Source organism: Christiangramia pacifica (assembly GCF_057221535.1).
The window spans coordinates 2001280-2017087 of sequence record NZ_CM170146.1 but is presented as its reverse complement, the minus strand read 5'-3'; the positions used below and the strand labels follow the sequence as shown (position 1 = coordinate 2017087).

General features: G+C 38.1%; 12 protein-coding genes. 9 read left to right on the top strand and 3 right to left on the bottom strand.

Annotated features, from left to right (window positions below):
* Nucleotides 1-18: 18 nt before the first annotated feature.
* Nucleotides 19-1077 carry a nucleoid-associated protein gene (locus tag AC2S94_RS09405; RefSeq protein ID WP_484628346.1) on the top strand — a complete coding sequence of 353 codons (1059 nt, stop codon included), beginning with the start codon at nt 19-21 and terminating at the stop codon, nt 1075-1077.
* Nucleotides 1078-1146: 69 nt separating this feature from the next.
* On the opposite strand, the gene AC2S94_RS09400 is transcribed toward AC2S94_RS09405, so the two are convergent.
* Complete coding sequence (locus AC2S94_RS09400) at nt 1147-2211, bottom strand: hypothetical protein (protein WP_309561699.1); 1065 nt, start codon at nt 2209-2211, stop codon at nt 1147-1149.
* Nucleotides 2212-2306: 95 nt separating this feature from the next.
* Between AC2S94_RS09400 and AC2S94_RS09395 the strand changes: the two genes are divergently transcribed.
* The 6 genes from AC2S94_RS09395 to AC2S94_RS09370 all read left to right on the top strand — a co-directional run bounded on the left by AC2S94_RS09395 (nt 2307) and on the right by AC2S94_RS09370 (nt 11830).
* Nucleotides 2307-3212: an ABC transporter ATP-binding protein gene (locus AC2S94_RS09395; RefSeq protein WP_484628345.1), complete on the top strand. Its 906-nt coding sequence runs from the start codon at nt 2307-2309 to the stop codon at nt 3210-3212.
* Nucleotides 3212-4048 carry an ABC transporter permease gene (locus tag AC2S94_RS09390; protein ID WP_484628344.1) on the top strand — a complete coding sequence of 279 codons (837 nt, stop codon included), beginning with the start codon at nt 3212-3214 and terminating at the stop codon, nt 4046-4048. The genes AC2S94_RS09395 and AC2S94_RS09390 overlap by 1 nt, the downstream gene beginning before the upstream one ends.
* A gap of 26 nt (nt 4049-4074) precedes the next feature.
* Nucleotides 4075-6825, top strand: a complete 2751-nt coding sequence (locus AC2S94_RS09385) for a T9SS type B sorting domain-containing protein (RefSeq protein WP_484628343.1) — start codon at nt 4075-4077, stop codon at nt 6823-6825.
* A gap of 6 nt (nt 6826-6831) precedes the next feature.
* Nucleotides 6832-8448, top strand: a complete 1617-nt coding sequence (locus AC2S94_RS09380; protein ID WP_484628342.1) for a T9SS type B sorting domain-containing protein — start codon at nt 6832-6834, stop codon at nt 8446-8448.
* A gap of 70 nt (nt 8449-8518) precedes the next feature.
* Nucleotides 8519-10522, top strand: a complete 2004-nt coding sequence (gene uvrB / locus AC2S94_RS09375; RefSeq protein WP_484628341.1) for an excinuclease ABC subunit UvrB — start codon at nt 8519-8521, stop codon at nt 10520-10522.
* Nucleotides 10523-10612: 90 nt separating this feature from the next.
* A complete protein-coding gene (locus tag AC2S94_RS09370) occupies nt 10613-11830 on the top strand; it encodes a hypothetical protein (RefSeq protein ID WP_484628340.1) in 1218 nt (405 codons plus the stop codon).
* Nucleotides 11831-11889: 59 nt separating this feature from the next.
* Here the strand turns inward: AC2S94_RS09370 and AC2S94_RS09365 are convergent, their stop codons facing one another.
* Complete coding sequence (locus tag AC2S94_RS09365) at nt 11890-12333, bottom strand: Hsp20/alpha crystallin family protein (RefSeq protein ID WP_484628339.1); 444 nt, start codon at nt 12331-12333, stop codon at nt 11890-11892.
* 197 nt (nt 12334-12530) lie between these two features.
* On the opposite strand from AC2S94_RS09365, the gene AC2S94_RS09360 reads away from it, so the two are divergent.
* Nucleotides 12531-13826, top strand: a complete 1296-nt coding sequence (locus AC2S94_RS09360; protein ID WP_484628338.1) for a DUF2254 domain-containing protein — start codon at nt 12531-12533, stop codon at nt 13824-13826.
* Between the two features lie 2 nt (nt 13827-13828).
* On the top strand, nt 13829-14065 hold the full coding sequence (locus AC2S94_RS09355; protein ID WP_484628337.1) for a DUF1456 family protein: 237 nt from the start codon (nt 13829-13831) through the stop codon (nt 14063-14065).
* 50 nt (nt 14066-14115) lie between these two features.
* On the opposite strand, the gene ettA is transcribed toward AC2S94_RS09355, so the two are convergent.
* Nucleotides 14116-15807, bottom strand: coding sequence for an energy-dependent translational throttle protein EttA (gene ettA, locus AC2S94_RS09350; RefSeq protein ID WP_484628336.1), 1692 nt, complete (start codon nt 15805-15807; stop codon nt 14116-14118).
* Between the last annotated feature and the right edge of the window lies 1 nt (nt 15808).

Genomic DNA, 15808 nt, shown 5'->3' with positions numbered 1-15808 from the left:
TAAAAATTTCAGATATAAATGATCAATCTTTTTAATGCTCAAATTGAATCACTATCTATTCACCGTGTAGGTAATAAGAATCGTGGTGAAAACATTTTTATTTCGGCTTCAACTTTTCATTTGAATGATGAGATCAAGCCTTTGATCAAGGAATATTTTCTGAAACCTTTCCGGGAGAAAGAAGAGACCTATTATCGTTTTCACCATGAAAGTGATATTGAATTTAATGAACTATATAACCTGGCCAACCAGATCTTTGATGATCCATTCAACACTCATGAATATTCAAAAAAGATCGCCACGCTACTTTATGAGCAATCCAGCCATCCGCATATAAAAAGCGGGGAAGTTTACGTGGTTTATTTTGAAGGAATGCAGATGGATAATGAGAAAATGTCTGCAATAGGTATTTTCAAATCTGAATTAAAGCATGATTTCCTTCAATTTGAACAGAAACAAAGCAACCTGGAAATGATCGTTCAGCAAGGTGTCAATCTTCAGAAACTGGATAAAGGAGCTATAATTTTCAATAAAAATCGTAAGGAAGGCTATAAAATACTTTCTGTAGATTCTAATCGATACGATACTAAATACTGGTTAGAGAACTTTTTGGGAGTTGACGTGCTGGCTGATGAAAATTACTTCACCAAGAATTACCTGAATTTTGCCAAAAATTTCGCGAAAGACGTGGTATTGCCTGCGGAAGACAAGAAACAGGAAGTAATGTTCATGAATAGAAGTATGGATTACTTCGCGAAAAATGATGATTTTGAAGAGTCAAATTATATCAATTCTGTGATTGACAACCCAGCGTTAATTCCTGAATTTCAAAATTACAAGGTTGAAAAAGCTCCAAAATACAAGGTTGAAGATCTTACCAGTTTTCCAATTGCCAATAAAGCGGTAACAGACGCTCGAAAAAAGATCAAAAATGTAATCACTTTGGATACGAATATCCAGATAAAAATGGATTTCGTGAACGCAGATTCTGCCGAAAAATTCGTGGAAAAAGGTTGGGACGAAGAAAAGCAGATGTATTACTATCTTGTTTATTTCAACAAGGAAGAGAAAAAATAATGAGCTTAGGCTCAACAAAAAAAGGGAAGCAACTGAATTTGCTTCCCTTTTTTTTATTTTCCAATTATACTATTCAAGCAAACGCTGCATATTCACATTATCGTAATTACGCTTAACAAAATCTAATGCAGTTCTCAGGATTTGCCCCATCGTACTTGCCCTTTTAAACTTCATGTCTTTTGAAAAAGCATAGAGATCATTTCGAAGTTCCTTTACATTATCTTTTGTAGAGACATGATCGTTGATCATGCAACGTATCAATTCTTTATACCTGCTCTGGGTATTGATCATCCTTTTAGCCAATAACGATCGCTCTTCTTTTCTGTATTGTTCAATGGAAGAATTTTCCAGCTTTTCAGAGACTAGCTGAACCATTTTAAAATTTTCTTTAAAAAACTGTGGTCTGTAAACCTTCAGATTTCCTTCAAAACATTGCTGGTCAAAATCTATCGCCCTTATTTGGTATTCCACATGGTCAAAATCGTGAGTAGGAATCACTACATAATTATATGATCTCATGTCACCCAGAAGTCTAACCGTACAGCGCTCGTTGAATTTTACGAATTGCTTGGCGATCTGTGTTTGTGCTCTCAGGTCACATTTCGGCAAATGATCTTCAATAAACACATCCCCTGGAATTCCGGCGATATGTTCCTCGATTAAAGTATCTCTATACACCAGGAAATTTATCCGATGCGGAGAAAGTAAATGCTCAAATTCCAGTCCGTATAACCGCGACGCATCAGCTTTTTTTACATAGAAATAAGTGAAGCTATCGTTCAGGATATTTCTCACCTTTATTCTGAAAGGTTTCGAATTTCCGAAGGTGCAATAATCAATTGCATCCACATTCAGATATTCCAGGGAATCGTCACTACCATCAGAATGCAGAATGGTATACACCTTTTTCAGACTGTTATCAATCTCTTCCCGCTCGTAATCTGGATAGTAGCATCGCACCCAGAATGTATCTTCATCATGCTGATCATAAACAACGATAGAACCTGAAAACCTGAGAAGATCATCATAAAAAACGGGGATTTTGGTATTCCGGTTATACTTTGCAAGATATCTGTTGAAGCGCTCATTAATAGGAAATGCAGGCTTCTTTTTTGACATCAGTTTTTCATCCATAATTATTCCACGTTTTTCTCAAAATTAAGCTTATTATAGGGAAACCTGTAACAAAATCCTATTTTAGACGTCGTATTTTAAACACTTCATCAATCTTGGAAACAATTTTAAGTTTAAATAACCTCACAAAGAGATTCGGCAGGATCACTGCTGTTGACAATCTGAGTTTTAGTATTGAAAAAGGAAATGTCTACGGAATTCTGGGCCCCAACGGTAGCGGTAAGTCCACTACCCTGGGAATGGTTCTGAATGTCGTAAACAAAACTTCCGGAGATTTTCAATGGTTCAATGGAAATAGCTCAACGCACGAAGCTCTTAAAAAAGTGGGTGCGATTATCGAGCATCCTAATTTCTATCCTTACATGACAGCTGAGCAAAACCTCGGACTCGTATGTAAGATCAAAGGCACCAGTAAGAACAAGATCCATGAGAAACTGGAGATCGTTGGATTGCTGGATAGAAAAGACAGCAAGTTCAAGACATTTTCGCTCGGAATGAAACAGCGTCTGGCAATTGCCTCGGCACTATTGAACGATCCGGAAATTCTAATTCTTGATGAACCGACTAATGGATTGGATCCTCAGGGAATCCATCAGATCAGGGAGATCATTAGAAAGATCGCCGCAGGAGGCACTACAATTCTTCTTGCTTCCCACTTGCTTGATGAAGTTGAAAAAGTTTGTTCTCATGTAGTCATCATAAGAAAAGGAGTAAAATTATACAGCGGTCCGGTAGACGAGATCATCAACAGCCATGGCTTTTTTGAACTGAAAGCTGGAGATATGAACAGGCTCGAAGAGTTATTGAAAGATCATCCAAAAATTGGAAAAATCGCCGAAAAGGAAGGTTTACTCACCGCCTTTCTGGACGATCCTATGGATGCAGATGAGATCAACCGCTATTTATTTGAAAAAGGGCTTTCGTTATCCTATTTGATCAAGCGAAAAGAAAGCCTGGAAGAACAATTCCTTCAATTAACCAACCAAACCTCCTCAAACTAATGTTACGTTTACTCGAAATAGAATACAACAAATTACGCTATAGCAGATCTGCCAGGATATTGATCATCACCTATTTTATCCTGATCACATTTATTGCGCTAATCGCATCGATTGAATTTAATATTGGGAATATTGAATTCAGAGTTGCAGATCAGGGAATCTTTAATTTTCCATATATCTGGCATTTCAACAGCTATATTGCCGCATTTCTGAAATTATTTCTAGCCATCGTCATCGTTTCCATGATGTCTAATGAATACAGTAACAGAACTATCAAGCAAAACCTCATAGATGGTTTGAGCAAAAAAGAATTCATACTTTCTAAATTCTTAACTGTCTTGGTATTTTCAGGAATTTCTACGGTTTTCCTTTTTATAGTTACTCTAATTTTAGGCTATTCATTTTCAGACTTCACTGAACTATCGATAGTCTTTTCAGATATGGAGTATTTGCTGGCTTACTTCGTAAAACTAACTGGTTTCTTCGCGTTCTGTATGTTCCTGGGAATCCTGGTAAAACGTTCAGCTTTTGCCTTAGGCTTTTTAGTAGTCTGGGCGATATTTGAAGGAATTCTATATGCAATTTTAAATTTTAAGGTTTTTAAAGGGACTGATATTGCTACTCAGATTATGCAATTCTTTCCGTTGGAATCTATGAGTAATCTTGTGGTTGAACCTATTTCAAGACTAAATGCCGTGCAAACTGCCGCCACCCAGATTGGAGGTGAATTAACCAAAGATTACGGAATTCACTGGTATCAACTGGTTATCGTGATACTTTGGACCCTTATTTTTGTTTATTCGTCGCTTCTATTGCTTAGAAAAAGGGATTTATAGCGAAATTAATTAGCTTTACGGTCATCATGAGACTTAAAGCATTCATCATTTTAGCAATTTTCCCATTATTCCTGTTTAGTCAGGGAGAAGGTGCAAACTGGTATTTTGGAATAAATGCAGGTCTAACGTTCAAGGATGGACAGGTACAACCGCTAACGAATGGAAAGATCCAAACAATAGAAGGGGTCGCGACCATTTCAGACCAGAACGGAAATCTACTTTTCTATACTGATGGAACCGAAGTTCTGGATCGCCAGCATAATGTGATGCCTAATGGTTCCAATTTAAAAGGAAATGTATCCAGTACTCAATCTGCGATCATAGTTCCCCGGCCTAAACATCCTGGAATCTATTACCTGTTTACGGTAGACAAACCAGATTATACTATTCCAAAAAATGATCCCATAGAAGGTGTTCATTACAATATTATCGACATGTCCTTGAATTCCGGTTACGGAGATATTGTTAATGGTCAGAAAAATATTCCTTTACAAACCTTTGATCCTGGTAGCCCAGAAGAAAGTGAGTTCAAGAGTTCGGAAAAAATTGCCGCGATCATCGCCGGGGATTGTGAATCTTATTGGGTCGTGACACATTTTACTAATAAGTTCTATTCCTTTAAAGTTACGGAAGACGGTTTGGTCACAGATCCGGTGATCACCTCAGTTCCTACCAATATTCCGCCTACCACCAGAGATGACGGAGCAAATAAAACGGCCATCGGACAAATGAAAATTTCTCCCGATGGTAAATTACTGGCCATTGCTCACGCCTCTACTATTCTGGGAAGTGGCCCGAGGGATACAAATAAAACAAATGGAAAAGCTTTTCTATACAATTTCAATGATGATGACGGAACCGTTTCCAATGAAAGACTGATCCTTGATAATGCTTATCCTTATGGTGTTGAATTTTCAGCCAGGTCTGAAAAATTATATATCACCAATAACTTCTATAAAGCAAACGGAGTTTTAGATAAATCTGAACTGTATCAGTTCGATCCAAATTCACCAAATGTTTCCGGTACAAAGATGCTGATCTATTCAAGTTCTTTTACTGCCGGAGCACTTCAACTTGCGATCGATGGCAAAATATACAGATCTGGTTATCCTTTTCTAGCAGAAGGCCATAATGCCGTGTCAGTAATCAATAAACCTGAACTAACGGGTAATGCCGCAAACTATGTCCAGGATGCAATTAAGCTTCCGCAGGGAACTTTAGTTACTTTAGGTCTTCCGCAATTCATTCAATCATTACTTAAAAACGATTTTGTTGCTGAAAACCTCTGCCTTGGAGATGAAACGCAATTTTCAATTTCTGAAGAGGCAAATTATGATTCAGCGGAATGGGATTTTGATGATGGAACAACAGCAACCGGTTTGGAAGTTACTCACACTTTTACTGCACCCGGCTCCTATACCGTGACCGTTAATGGATATATTAATGGAATAATTCAGGAACCGATCTGCAAGCAGATTGATATTGCAGAAAATCCCGATGTTCTTGCTAGTTATGAACTTGTCCAATGCGATATCTATGACGACAACGGTACAGACGGCCTGGCTGAATTCAATTTACAATTAGCCAAAGACCCGATTTCAAAAGGTAATACTGCCACGCAGGTATTTTTCTACGAATCAAGAACTGATGCTGAAAATGATCCGAAGAATAGTAATTCACTGGATAATATTTTCAGAAACACGGTTCGAGATCAAAAACTGATCGCGAAAGTAACTTCTTTTGGTTCTTTATGTTATAGCATTTCAGAAGTCAGTCTGAAAACCAAAGACGGCACAGATATTTACCCAGACCCGGTGAGCGGATGTGACCTGGGGAATGGTGATGCTGAATTTAACCTGGACCTAATAAAAACTAATATTGTGAATGATTATGGTTTGCCGCAGAATGTAAACCTTACTTTTCATGAAAAAGAGGCAGACGCAGCTTTGGGTTTAAATCCTTTGCCAGCAACATATCTTTCAGATCCACGAATTCTATACATCAGGGCAGAAAGTGATAATATTTGTTATGGTTCTGGGTCCGTAGAGCTTAAGATCGGTTCAGTTCCAGATCTTCAGGAAGCATTCAATCTGCAGGCTTGTTCCTCTCAATTTCCTGTTGAGATCGGTGAAGATCTTGGAATAAATTCTTCCAGGTATGATTTTACATGGAATACAGGAGAAACGGGACAGAGCATCACGGTACAGCAAGGAGGGACTTATTTTTTAACCGTTTCTGATAAAGAACTGGGTTGCAGCAGAGAAATTGAATATACCGTGTCAGAACAGTTATCTCCGGAAATAATTGATATTAATATCAATGCAGAATTGTCCAGTGGTCAGGTAGAAGTTATTGCCGAACCCAATGGAGAGGGCTTTTATGCGTTGGATTCAGAATCAGGTCCTTTTCAGACCAGTCCGATTTTTACAGATGTTGCTCCAGGACCTCATACTGTTTATTTAAAAAATGAAAACGCCTGCGAGCTTATATCCAAGGAAATATTTGTATTTGGTTTTCCAACATTTTTCACTCCTAATAATGATGGGCAAAATGATGTTTGGAGACCATTGTCAATAAAATCTCCTGAATACGCGATCCAAAGTATTTTTATATTTGACCGTTATGGTAAATTACTGAAACAATTGTCTCCAGGTCAGGGTTGGGATGGTAATTTCAATGGAAATCCAATGCCTTCAAATGATTATTGGTTTGAAGTTACTTTGCAGAATGGCCGAGTGTTCAAAGGACATTTTTCACTGATCAGGTCTAATAAATAATATGAATTGAACAATTTTAGAATAGCCATATTTTTATTTAGTTGTTTCATTCTTTCCAGCACCAGCGGATTTTCTCAAGGTTCTGTGAATGATTGCTCGGGCGCTATAAAAATCTGTGGAGATGGAGTTTTAGCCACCAATGCCGAGGGTGCCGGAATTCAGGAAATACAGGGACTGGCCTGTAGTGGTTATGAAAGTAACAGTATCTGGCTGGAGGTGGAACTGGTTAAAAGTGGAACTTTAGGATTTGATCTTATTCCTGCAAGCAGAGATATTGTTATTGATTATGATTTCTGGGTTTTTGGACCTGCCAATAACTGTAGCCAAATTGGCTTACCCATTCGCTGCTCTACGACCAACCCTCAAGCTGCCAACCAGGGAAATAATTATACCGGGATGAGAGATAGTGAAACCGAAACCCGTGAAGGTCCGGGAGCAAATGGAGACAGTTACATCAGGTCTCTGGATGTTCAGGCTGGAGAAACTTATTACATAGTTATTGATAGATTCTCAGGCGATAGTTCCTTTAGACTTGAATGGACGGGAACCGCTACTGTTGATGGTTCTCCTTTTCCTGCCGGACCGGAAATCAACAAGCCAGCAGATCTTGAAACCTGTAATGCCAGTGGAACTGCCGATTTTGATCTATCCAAAAATGACAATGCGATCACGATTCAGAACAATACCACACTTAGTTATCATGCGAGTCTTGCCGATGCGTCCGACAACTTAATGCCAATAGGCCCGGTATTTACCAGCACGGGATCTCGAAATACAGTATTTGCAAGGGTGGAAAACGATCTTACAGGATGCTATAAAATTACGGAGTTTGACCTGATCATAAATGACGGCCCGCTTATTCAGCAGGATTTGCAGATTGAAAGTTGTGATCTGGATCAGGACGGTAATGAAGATTATGTTCTTTCAGATATCAATCCCAAAATTCTTTCGGGTTTAAATCCTTCAGGTTATGACGTAAGTTTTTACAAAACTTCAGATGAGGCACAGCAAAATGTAAATTTTCTTCCTGATACTTTTAATTCTGCCGGACTGGAAACAATTTATGCCAGAGTTTCAGAAACTGGAAATCCCAATTGCTTTAATATCGCTTCAATCGATTTAATTCTCAATTCTCCACCTCAATTGGAGTCATACTCACTGGTGCAGCCTTCCGTAAATTCAAATAATAACACGGTGACCCTGGAAGTTACCAATGCCCAGCAATATGAGTTTTCACTTGGAAATATTGATGGTCCCTATCAAAGTGATCCTACTTTCGAGAATGTTTCATCCGGTTTTCAAACATTATACATAAGAGATTTGAATCAATGTGCGATCATCACCACTGAAATTGCCGTTTTGGGATATGATAATTTCTTTTCTCCAAATCAGGATGGAATTAATGATTTTTGGCAAATAAATGGCATGACGCCAGATGTTGCGGTAGATAATCTTATTTACATCTATGATCGCTACGGCAAACTTATGACCAGGATGAGCGGTGCTGATAAAGGCTGGGATGGAAATTATAATGGTAATCCCATGCCAGCAGAAGATTATTGGTTCAGAGTAATGCTGAAAAACGGCCAAGAATTCACCGGGCATTTTTCACTTGTTAGATGATTCCTAAAATCTTGAATAAGGTTTTATAATTGCTTAATTTCGTGAGGCTGAGAAAAAGAAAATCTGCCGAATGAAATTCAAAATAGAATCAGAATACAAACCCACCGGAGATCAACCCAATGCGATCGATCAACTGGTTACCGGAATAAAGAAGAACGAACAATACCAGACTTTACTTGGGGTAACAGGTTCCGGTAAAACTTTTACTGTCGCGAATGTGATCGAGAAAGTTGAAAAACCAACTTTGGTTCTTGCTCATAATAAAACTCTGGCTGCGCAATTGTATTCTGAATTCAAGGAATTTTTTCCGGAAAATGCCGTAGAATATTTCGTTAGTTATTACGATTACTATCAGCCCGAAGCTTTTATTCCATCTTCTGGAACTTATATAGAAAAAGATCTTTCGATCAATGAAGAGATTGAAAAACTTAGGTTAAGTACTACCTCGTCTTTATTAAGCGGTAGGCGCGATGTTATCGTAATTGCTTCGGTTTCCTGCTTATACGGTATTGGAAACCCGGTGGAATTCAGGAAAAATGTGGTTTCTATTGAACGGAATATGCAAATATCCAGAACTAAATTCTTGCATAGACTGGTGCAAAGTCTTTATTCCAGAACTGAAGCAGAATTCACCCATGGAAATTTCAGAATAAAAGGTGATACTGTAGATGTATTCCCGAGTTATGCAGATAATGCTTTCAGAATTCATTTTTTTGGCGACGAGATCGAGGAAATTGAAGCTTTTGACCCGGGAACCAATGATGTAATTGAAAAATATGAGCGGTTGAATATCTATCCCGCCAACATGTTCGTAACCTCTCCTGATGTGCTGAAAAGTGCAATTCACGAAATTCAGGATGACCTGGTGAAGCAGGTGGACTATTTCAGGGATATTGGTAAAACCCTTGAAGCAAAAAGACTGGATGAAAGAACCAATTTTGACCTTGAAATGATCCGGGAACTTGGTTATTGCTCTGGCATCGAGAACTATTCGAGATATCTGGATGGTAGGAAACCTGGGACGAGACCATTCTGTCTTTTGGATTATTTTCCTGAAGATTATTTAATGGTAGTAGATGAAAGTCATGTGACCATTCCACAGGTTCATGCTATGTTCGGAGGAGACAGGTCCAGAAAAGAAAATCTTGTTGACTACGGATTCAGATTACCGGCTGCAATGGATAACCGACCTTTAAAATTTGAAGAATTTGAAGCTCTGCAGAATCAGGTGATTTATGTTAGTGCGACTCCGGCAGACTACGAACTTCAGAAAAGTGAAGGAGTTTATGTTGAACAAGTGATCAGACCTACAGGTTTACTGGATCCTATTGTTGAAGTAAGGCCAAGTTTAAACCAGATAGATGACCTTATTGAAGAAATTCAGGTAAGAGTTGAAAAAGACGAAAGAACGCTGGTAACTACGCTGACAAAGCGTATGGCTGAGGAACTTACAAAATACCTTAGCCGAATCGATATTCGTTGTCGCTATATACATTCAGATATTGATACCCTGGAAAGAGTGGAAATTATGCAGGATCTTAGAAAAGGATTATTCGATGTTCTTGTTGGAGTTAACCTTTTACGTGAAGGGCTTGACCTTCCTGAAGTTTCACTTGTCGCAATTATCGATGCTGATAAAGAAGGATTTTTAAGAAGCAACCGCTCCTTAACTCAAACTATTGGTAGAGCAGCGAGACACGTTGATGGAAAGGCTATTCTGTATGCAGATAAGGTCACAGATAGTATGCAAAAAACTATCGATCAGACGGAATATAGGAGACAAAAACAAATGGATTACAATAAAGAGCATAATATCACTCCAACAAAGCTGGTGAAAAAGTTCAATTCTGCCCTAATTAAAGAAAAGCTTGATATCTATGAGCACGAAACGAGACCTGATCTAAAAGCTGCTGAGGAAGAAGCTGAATATCTAACCAAACCTCAAATGGAGAAACAGGTTAGAGAAAAAAGAAAAGCCATGGAAACTGCCGCAAAAGAGCTAGATTTCATGCAGGCTGCAAGATTAAGAGATGAAATAAAAATACTACAGGAAAAAATTAGCGAAAAAGCATAAAATTAAATTTTAGCTAAGCTTATTTAGCATATATTTATCTGTACCTAAAGCATTTAACAATACTCAAGTGGCAAACAAAACTGTTTGTCTATGAAAAATTTCTATGCTTTATTTTTAAGCTTAATTGCCTTTTCAGCTTTTGCCCAGGTGGGAATTGGAACTTCAGATCCAAAAGCTCAATTAGATATAATCGCGACTGATAAAGATAATCCGGCCAATATTGATGGTATCCTTATTCCGCGTATTGAGAAATTTCCATCGCAGAATCCAGGACTGGATCAACATGGAATGCTTGTATTTTTAAACAAAAGCGTTACAAATTTTCCTTCCGGCTTTTATTACTGGAATTCCAGCGAAAATAAATGGAAAAATTTGGCCGCTGATTCCGCCACAGGCAATTTTAATAAACCAGGCAGCACGCAAAGTCCCAATACTATTTCTGATCCAATTTACAGGGAGGCGAGTGTTGGTATAGGAACAGACCAGATTTCATCGAGATTACAAATAGCGATTGGAACGGGAAAGGATCTTAGCCTTAAGAAAGGTCTTGAAGTAGATAATGCAAATTCAGCTACGGATAATTTGACCACCTACGGAATTGTAAATGATAATCGAAGCGCTACCAATGGCAATAAATATGGAATTAAAAATAATGTGGGAGGTGTAGGAGCTGGAATTCATTACGGATTCTTTAATGAAACCTATCAGAATACGGGAACCAATGACATTTATGGAATTTTCAACAGAGTCGGTAGAACTTTTGGAGCTAAAAGTAATAATTACGGGATCTATAATGAAATTGGAAGCATTCAGGGAGTTGGTAATATTTACGGTATTTACAGTATCGCCATTGGTGACCAGAATAGCAATGTTTTTGCCGGTTATTTTGCTGGAAGAGTTGGAATAGGTAGTTCTACAGATACAGAGTATGTACTACCTGTAAACAGAGGATTGGAAGGCCAGACGATGATATTAAATGCTGCCGGACAGGCTAGCTGGGGAAATCCCGGATTCCAGAATTATTCTTCTACTACCAGCGCTACCGGTGATTTTATAATTACGGATGAGATTGGAACTTTGCGGATCAATAACCAGGTATCCGGATTGGTTATTCCTGCTTCAGCATCAAATAAAGGAAGGATCATCCGATTGATTAACTGGCCGGCGAATTCAGAAAAGAATTTGATTTTTCAAGGTAGTGACGATCTATTTGATGTAAGAACAAATTCGAAGGTTTTAAGCATTAAACCTCAGGAAATATTTACAATTCAAAGCGCAGGAAACAGATGGATATTGATTGATAGATAAAAAAAGCGCCCATAAATGGACGCCTTTTCTCCTTTAACTAACTAACCAAACTAACTTTTTTAGGAAATCTCTATTAACCTTTTAGCCTGAACTTTAGCTTCTTCACGCTTTGGTAATGCAATTTCCAACACACCATTATTGTAGGCTGCAGAAATTTTAGAACTATCTACAGAATCAGGCAAGCTAAATGCACGTTTAAAAGTGCTGTAGCTAAATTCCTTTCTGGTAAATCTACCTTCCTTATCTGAAGTTTCGTTTTCTTTCTTGTCTTCAGAAGAAATGGTCAATACATCATTATCTAACTCGATATTGAAATCTTCTTTGGCTTTTCCCGGAGCTGCTACTTCAACGCTAAAACTATCTTCTGTTTCCATGATATTTACAGCTGGAATGCTAGTCCCTATACTGTTTACATTAGTAGTTCCTCCTAACCAGTCAGTTCTGAACATATCGTCAAAAACTGTTGGCAGCCATCCTGAATCGGTTCTTTTAATTAAACTCATAGCTTTATATTTTTAAGTTGTACGTTATTTTGAATTTCAAATATTGATTAGCAATTGCAGTACCAACTCAAAAAAACTGCCTTTCTGTCGGTCTAAATCAAATTTATGCCGTCATTTTGTCTTGTTTGATAAATAAATATTAAAATCTCTAGACTCAGCTTAGATTGTTTAACTTTAAAATCTGAATTTCAGACTTAATGAAACAGCTCTACTACCGAACAATTTCCTTTTTTAATGTCGTTGAAAGTAAGATAGCATTCTATCCTACGCTTCTAGCCTTTGTTGGGTTTCTGTTCGCTGTGACCATGTTATATCTTGAAAATCAGGGAGTCTCTAAATACCTAATTGAGCATGCTCCGATCTTGGTCGTGAATAATGGTGATACGGCCATGACCATTTTAAGCGCACTGATTTCCGGACTTATCTCTGTTGTTGTTTTTAGTTTTTCCATGGTAATGTTACTGCTGAGTCAGGCATCTAGCAATTATTCGCCAAGATTGCTTCCAGGGCTTATAAGCGACCGAAGACACCAAGTGATATTAGGAATCTATCTGTTTACCATCATCTATTGTATTTTCATCCTTTTCAGCATTCAACCTACAGGTGATAAGTATCAAATTCCTGGTTTTTCAGTATTACTTGGAATCATCGAAACCGTCATCTGCATCTACGCATTCATTTATTTTATTCACAATATTTCTCAAAGCATACAGATCAGCAATATTTTACAGAAAATATTTGAAACAGCTAAGGGAAGACTAAATGAGCTGATTGAAAAAGAGGAAAAAGATCTGGATGACTTTCCAGAAACCGATGGCTGGTACGAGTATCACTCAAAAAAAAGCGGATATCTTCAAAATATTTCCTTTACTAACTTAATTGATATTTGCGAAGAGTATGATACGCAATTGCATATCCTTCCTTTCAAGGGAATTTTTGTGCTTAATGGAATTCCGTTATTTAAATCGAAAAAAGATCTGGATGAGGAAACTGTAAAAAAGATCCTTACTAATTTCAATTTCGCACGAGAGGAACTGGTTTCAGATAATTATACTTTAGCTTTTAAACAGATCACAGAGATCATCGTGAAGGCCATGTCTCCGGGCATTAATGATCCTGGAACGGCCATAAATGGAATTGATTATCTTACGGAATTGTTGGGAATTAGAATGCGTAAAAAAGACACCAGTAAGATCAAACGGGACGACAAGCTTTACATCAAACTGAACACGGTAGATTTTGAAGATCTCATCTACAATATCATGGCTTCTATAAGAACTTACTGTAAACATGATGTGGTAATCGTTCAGAAACTTCTATTAATGTTCCATTATTTAAAAAAACAACAGATAGAGGAATCTTCATATTCAAAAGTCTTGGATAAGGAAGCTGCAAACCTGATCAAGGATGCGGAAGAATCTATAGAAAACCAGGTAGATATTGAAAGAGTAAAAACTCTTGCCTCTACTTTTAATTTAAAATTTCAAAATTAGCAATGGCATTAACAAATAATGATATATTCAAAAAATTACGGGTAGCGCATAAACTTACCAATGAAGATATTGTCAAGATCTGCGAACTGGTAGATTTTAAGGTTTCAAAAAGTGAACTTGGAGCAATTTTCCGTAGAGAGGACCATGAGAAATACATGGAATGTGGGGATCAATTTTTAAGAAATTTTCTAGACGGACTTATCATTCATTTAAGAGGGCCCATGCCGAAAAAGAAATAAAAAAAGGAGCGATGATTTCGCTCCTTTTTAATTCTAATTCTGGCACAATATTATCGAACCAGTTTTTTGTATTTAATACGTTTTGGCATCACATCTCCACCTAAACGTTTCTTCTTATTTTCTTCGTAATCTGAGAAACTTCCCTCAAAGAAATAAACCTGAGAATCACCTTCAAAAGCAAGAATGTGCGTACAGATTCTATCAAGGAACCATCTATCGTGAGAAATTACTACCGCACAACCTGCAAAATTATCCAGTCCTTCTTCCAGCGCCCTCAAAGTATTTACATCAAGGTCATTGGTAGGCTCATCGAGTAAAAGAACATTTCCTTCTTCCTTCAGCGTCATGGCGAGATGCAAACGGTTCCTTTCACCACCAGATAGCATACTAACCTTCTTATTCTGCTCACTTCCGCTGAAATTGAATCTACTTAAGTAAGCCCTTGAATTTACCTGGCGACCACCCATCATAATAAGTTCCTGCTCATCACTAAAGTTTTGCCAAATGGTTTTTTCAGGATCAATATTCGCGTGGCTTTGATCAACGTAGGCAATCTTTGCGGTTTCACCTACTTTAAAGCTTCCTTTATCCGGTTCTTCTTCACCCATGATCATTTTGAAGATGGTGGTTTTACCTGCACCGTTAGGACCAATAATACCCACAATTCCAGCCTGAGGTAAATTGAATTTCAGATCTTCGTAGAGTAATTTATCTCCAAAAGCCTTACTCACTCCTTCAGCTTCGATCACATTGGTACCAAGACGGGGCCCGTTAGGAATATAGATCTCCAGCTTTTCATCCATTTGCTTTTGATCCTGGCTGAGTAGTTTATCGTAATTTTTAAGTCTTGCCTTCTGTTTTGTCTGTCTTCCTTTCGGACTCATACGCGACCATTCAAGCTCACGTTCAAGAGTTTTCTGACGCTTGCTCGCCTGCTTCTGCTCCTGAGCCAACCTTTTAGATTTCTGATCTAACCATGAAGAGTAATTCCCTTTCCAAGGAATTCCTTCCCCCCTATCAAGTTCAAGGATCCACCCAGCAACATTATCAAGGAAATAACGGTCGTGAGTTACAGCGATCACTGTTCCCTTATATTGTTGTAAATGATGCTCCAACCAGTGTACAGATTCAGCATCTAGGTGGTTGGTAGGCTCATCCAGCAATAATACGTCTGGCTCCTGAAGTAAAAGTCGGCATAAAGCCACTCTTCTTCTTTCTCCTCCGGAAAGCACTGAAATTTTCTTATCAGGCTCCGGAGTTCTTAACGCATCCATGGCTATCTCCAGCTTGGTATCTAACTCCCATGCATTGCTAGCATCAATCTTATCCTGAAGTTCAGCCTGCTTATCCATAAGCTTTTGCATCTTATCAGCATCTTCGTAAACTTCCGGAAGACCGAACATATCGTTGATCTTATTATATTCGTCAAGAACCGCAACAGTTTCTGCCACACCTTCCTTTACCACTTCCAGCACCGTTTTTTCTTCATCGAGTTCAGGCTCCTGCTCCAGCATTCCTACACTGTAATTCGGAGAAAAAACCACGTCTCCCTGGAAATTCTGATCTCTTCCTGCAATAATATTCAGCAAGGTAGATTTACCAGATCCATTCAAACCAAGGATACCGATCTTTGCTCCGTAGAAGAAACTTAAATAGATATTTTTCAATACTGGGGTGTTCGCCTTCGGAAAGGTTTTGGTCACTCCAGACATTGAAAAAATCACTTTATTATCATCTGACATA

Excerpts from the sequence above, each read along its gene's own strand:
- AC2S94_RS09405 (WP_484628346.1), top strand. The coding sequence starts at position 19 with ATGATCAATCTTTTTAATGCTCAAATTGAATCACTATCTATTCACCGT.
- AC2S94_RS09400 (WP_309561699.1), bottom strand. The coding sequence starts at position 2,211 with ATGGATGAAAAACTGATGTCAAAAAAGAAGCCTGCATTTCCTATTAAT.
- AC2S94_RS09390 (WP_484628344.1), top strand. The coding sequence starts at position 3,212 with ATGTTACGTTTACTCGAAATAGAATACAACAAATTACGCTATAGCAGA.
- AC2S94_RS09385 (WP_484628343.1), top strand. The coding sequence starts at position 4,075 with ATGAGACTTAAAGCATTCATCATTTTAGCAATTTTCCCATTATTCCTG.
- uvrB (WP_484628341.1), top strand. The coding sequence starts at position 8,519 with ATGAAATTCAAAATAGAATCAGAATACAAACCCACCGGAGATCAACCC.
- AC2S94_RS09370 (WP_484628340.1), top strand. The coding sequence starts at position 10,613 with ATGAAAAATTTCTATGCTTTATTTTTAAGCTTAATTGCCTTTTCAGCT.
- AC2S94_RS09365 (WP_484628339.1), bottom strand. The coding sequence starts at position 12,333 with ATGAGTTTAATTAAAAGAACCGATTCAGGATGGCTGCCAACAGTTTTT.
- AC2S94_RS09360 (WP_484628338.1), top strand. The coding sequence starts at position 12,531 with ATGAAACAGCTCTACTACCGAACAATTTCCTTTTTTAATGTCGTTGAA.
- AC2S94_RS09355 (WP_484628337.1), top strand. The coding sequence starts at position 13,829 with ATGGCATTAACAAATAATGATATATTCAAAAAATTACGGGTAGCGCAT.
- ettA (WP_484628336.1), bottom strand. The coding sequence starts at position 15,807 with ATGTCAGATGATAATAAAGTGATTTTTTCAATGTCTGGAGTGACCAAA.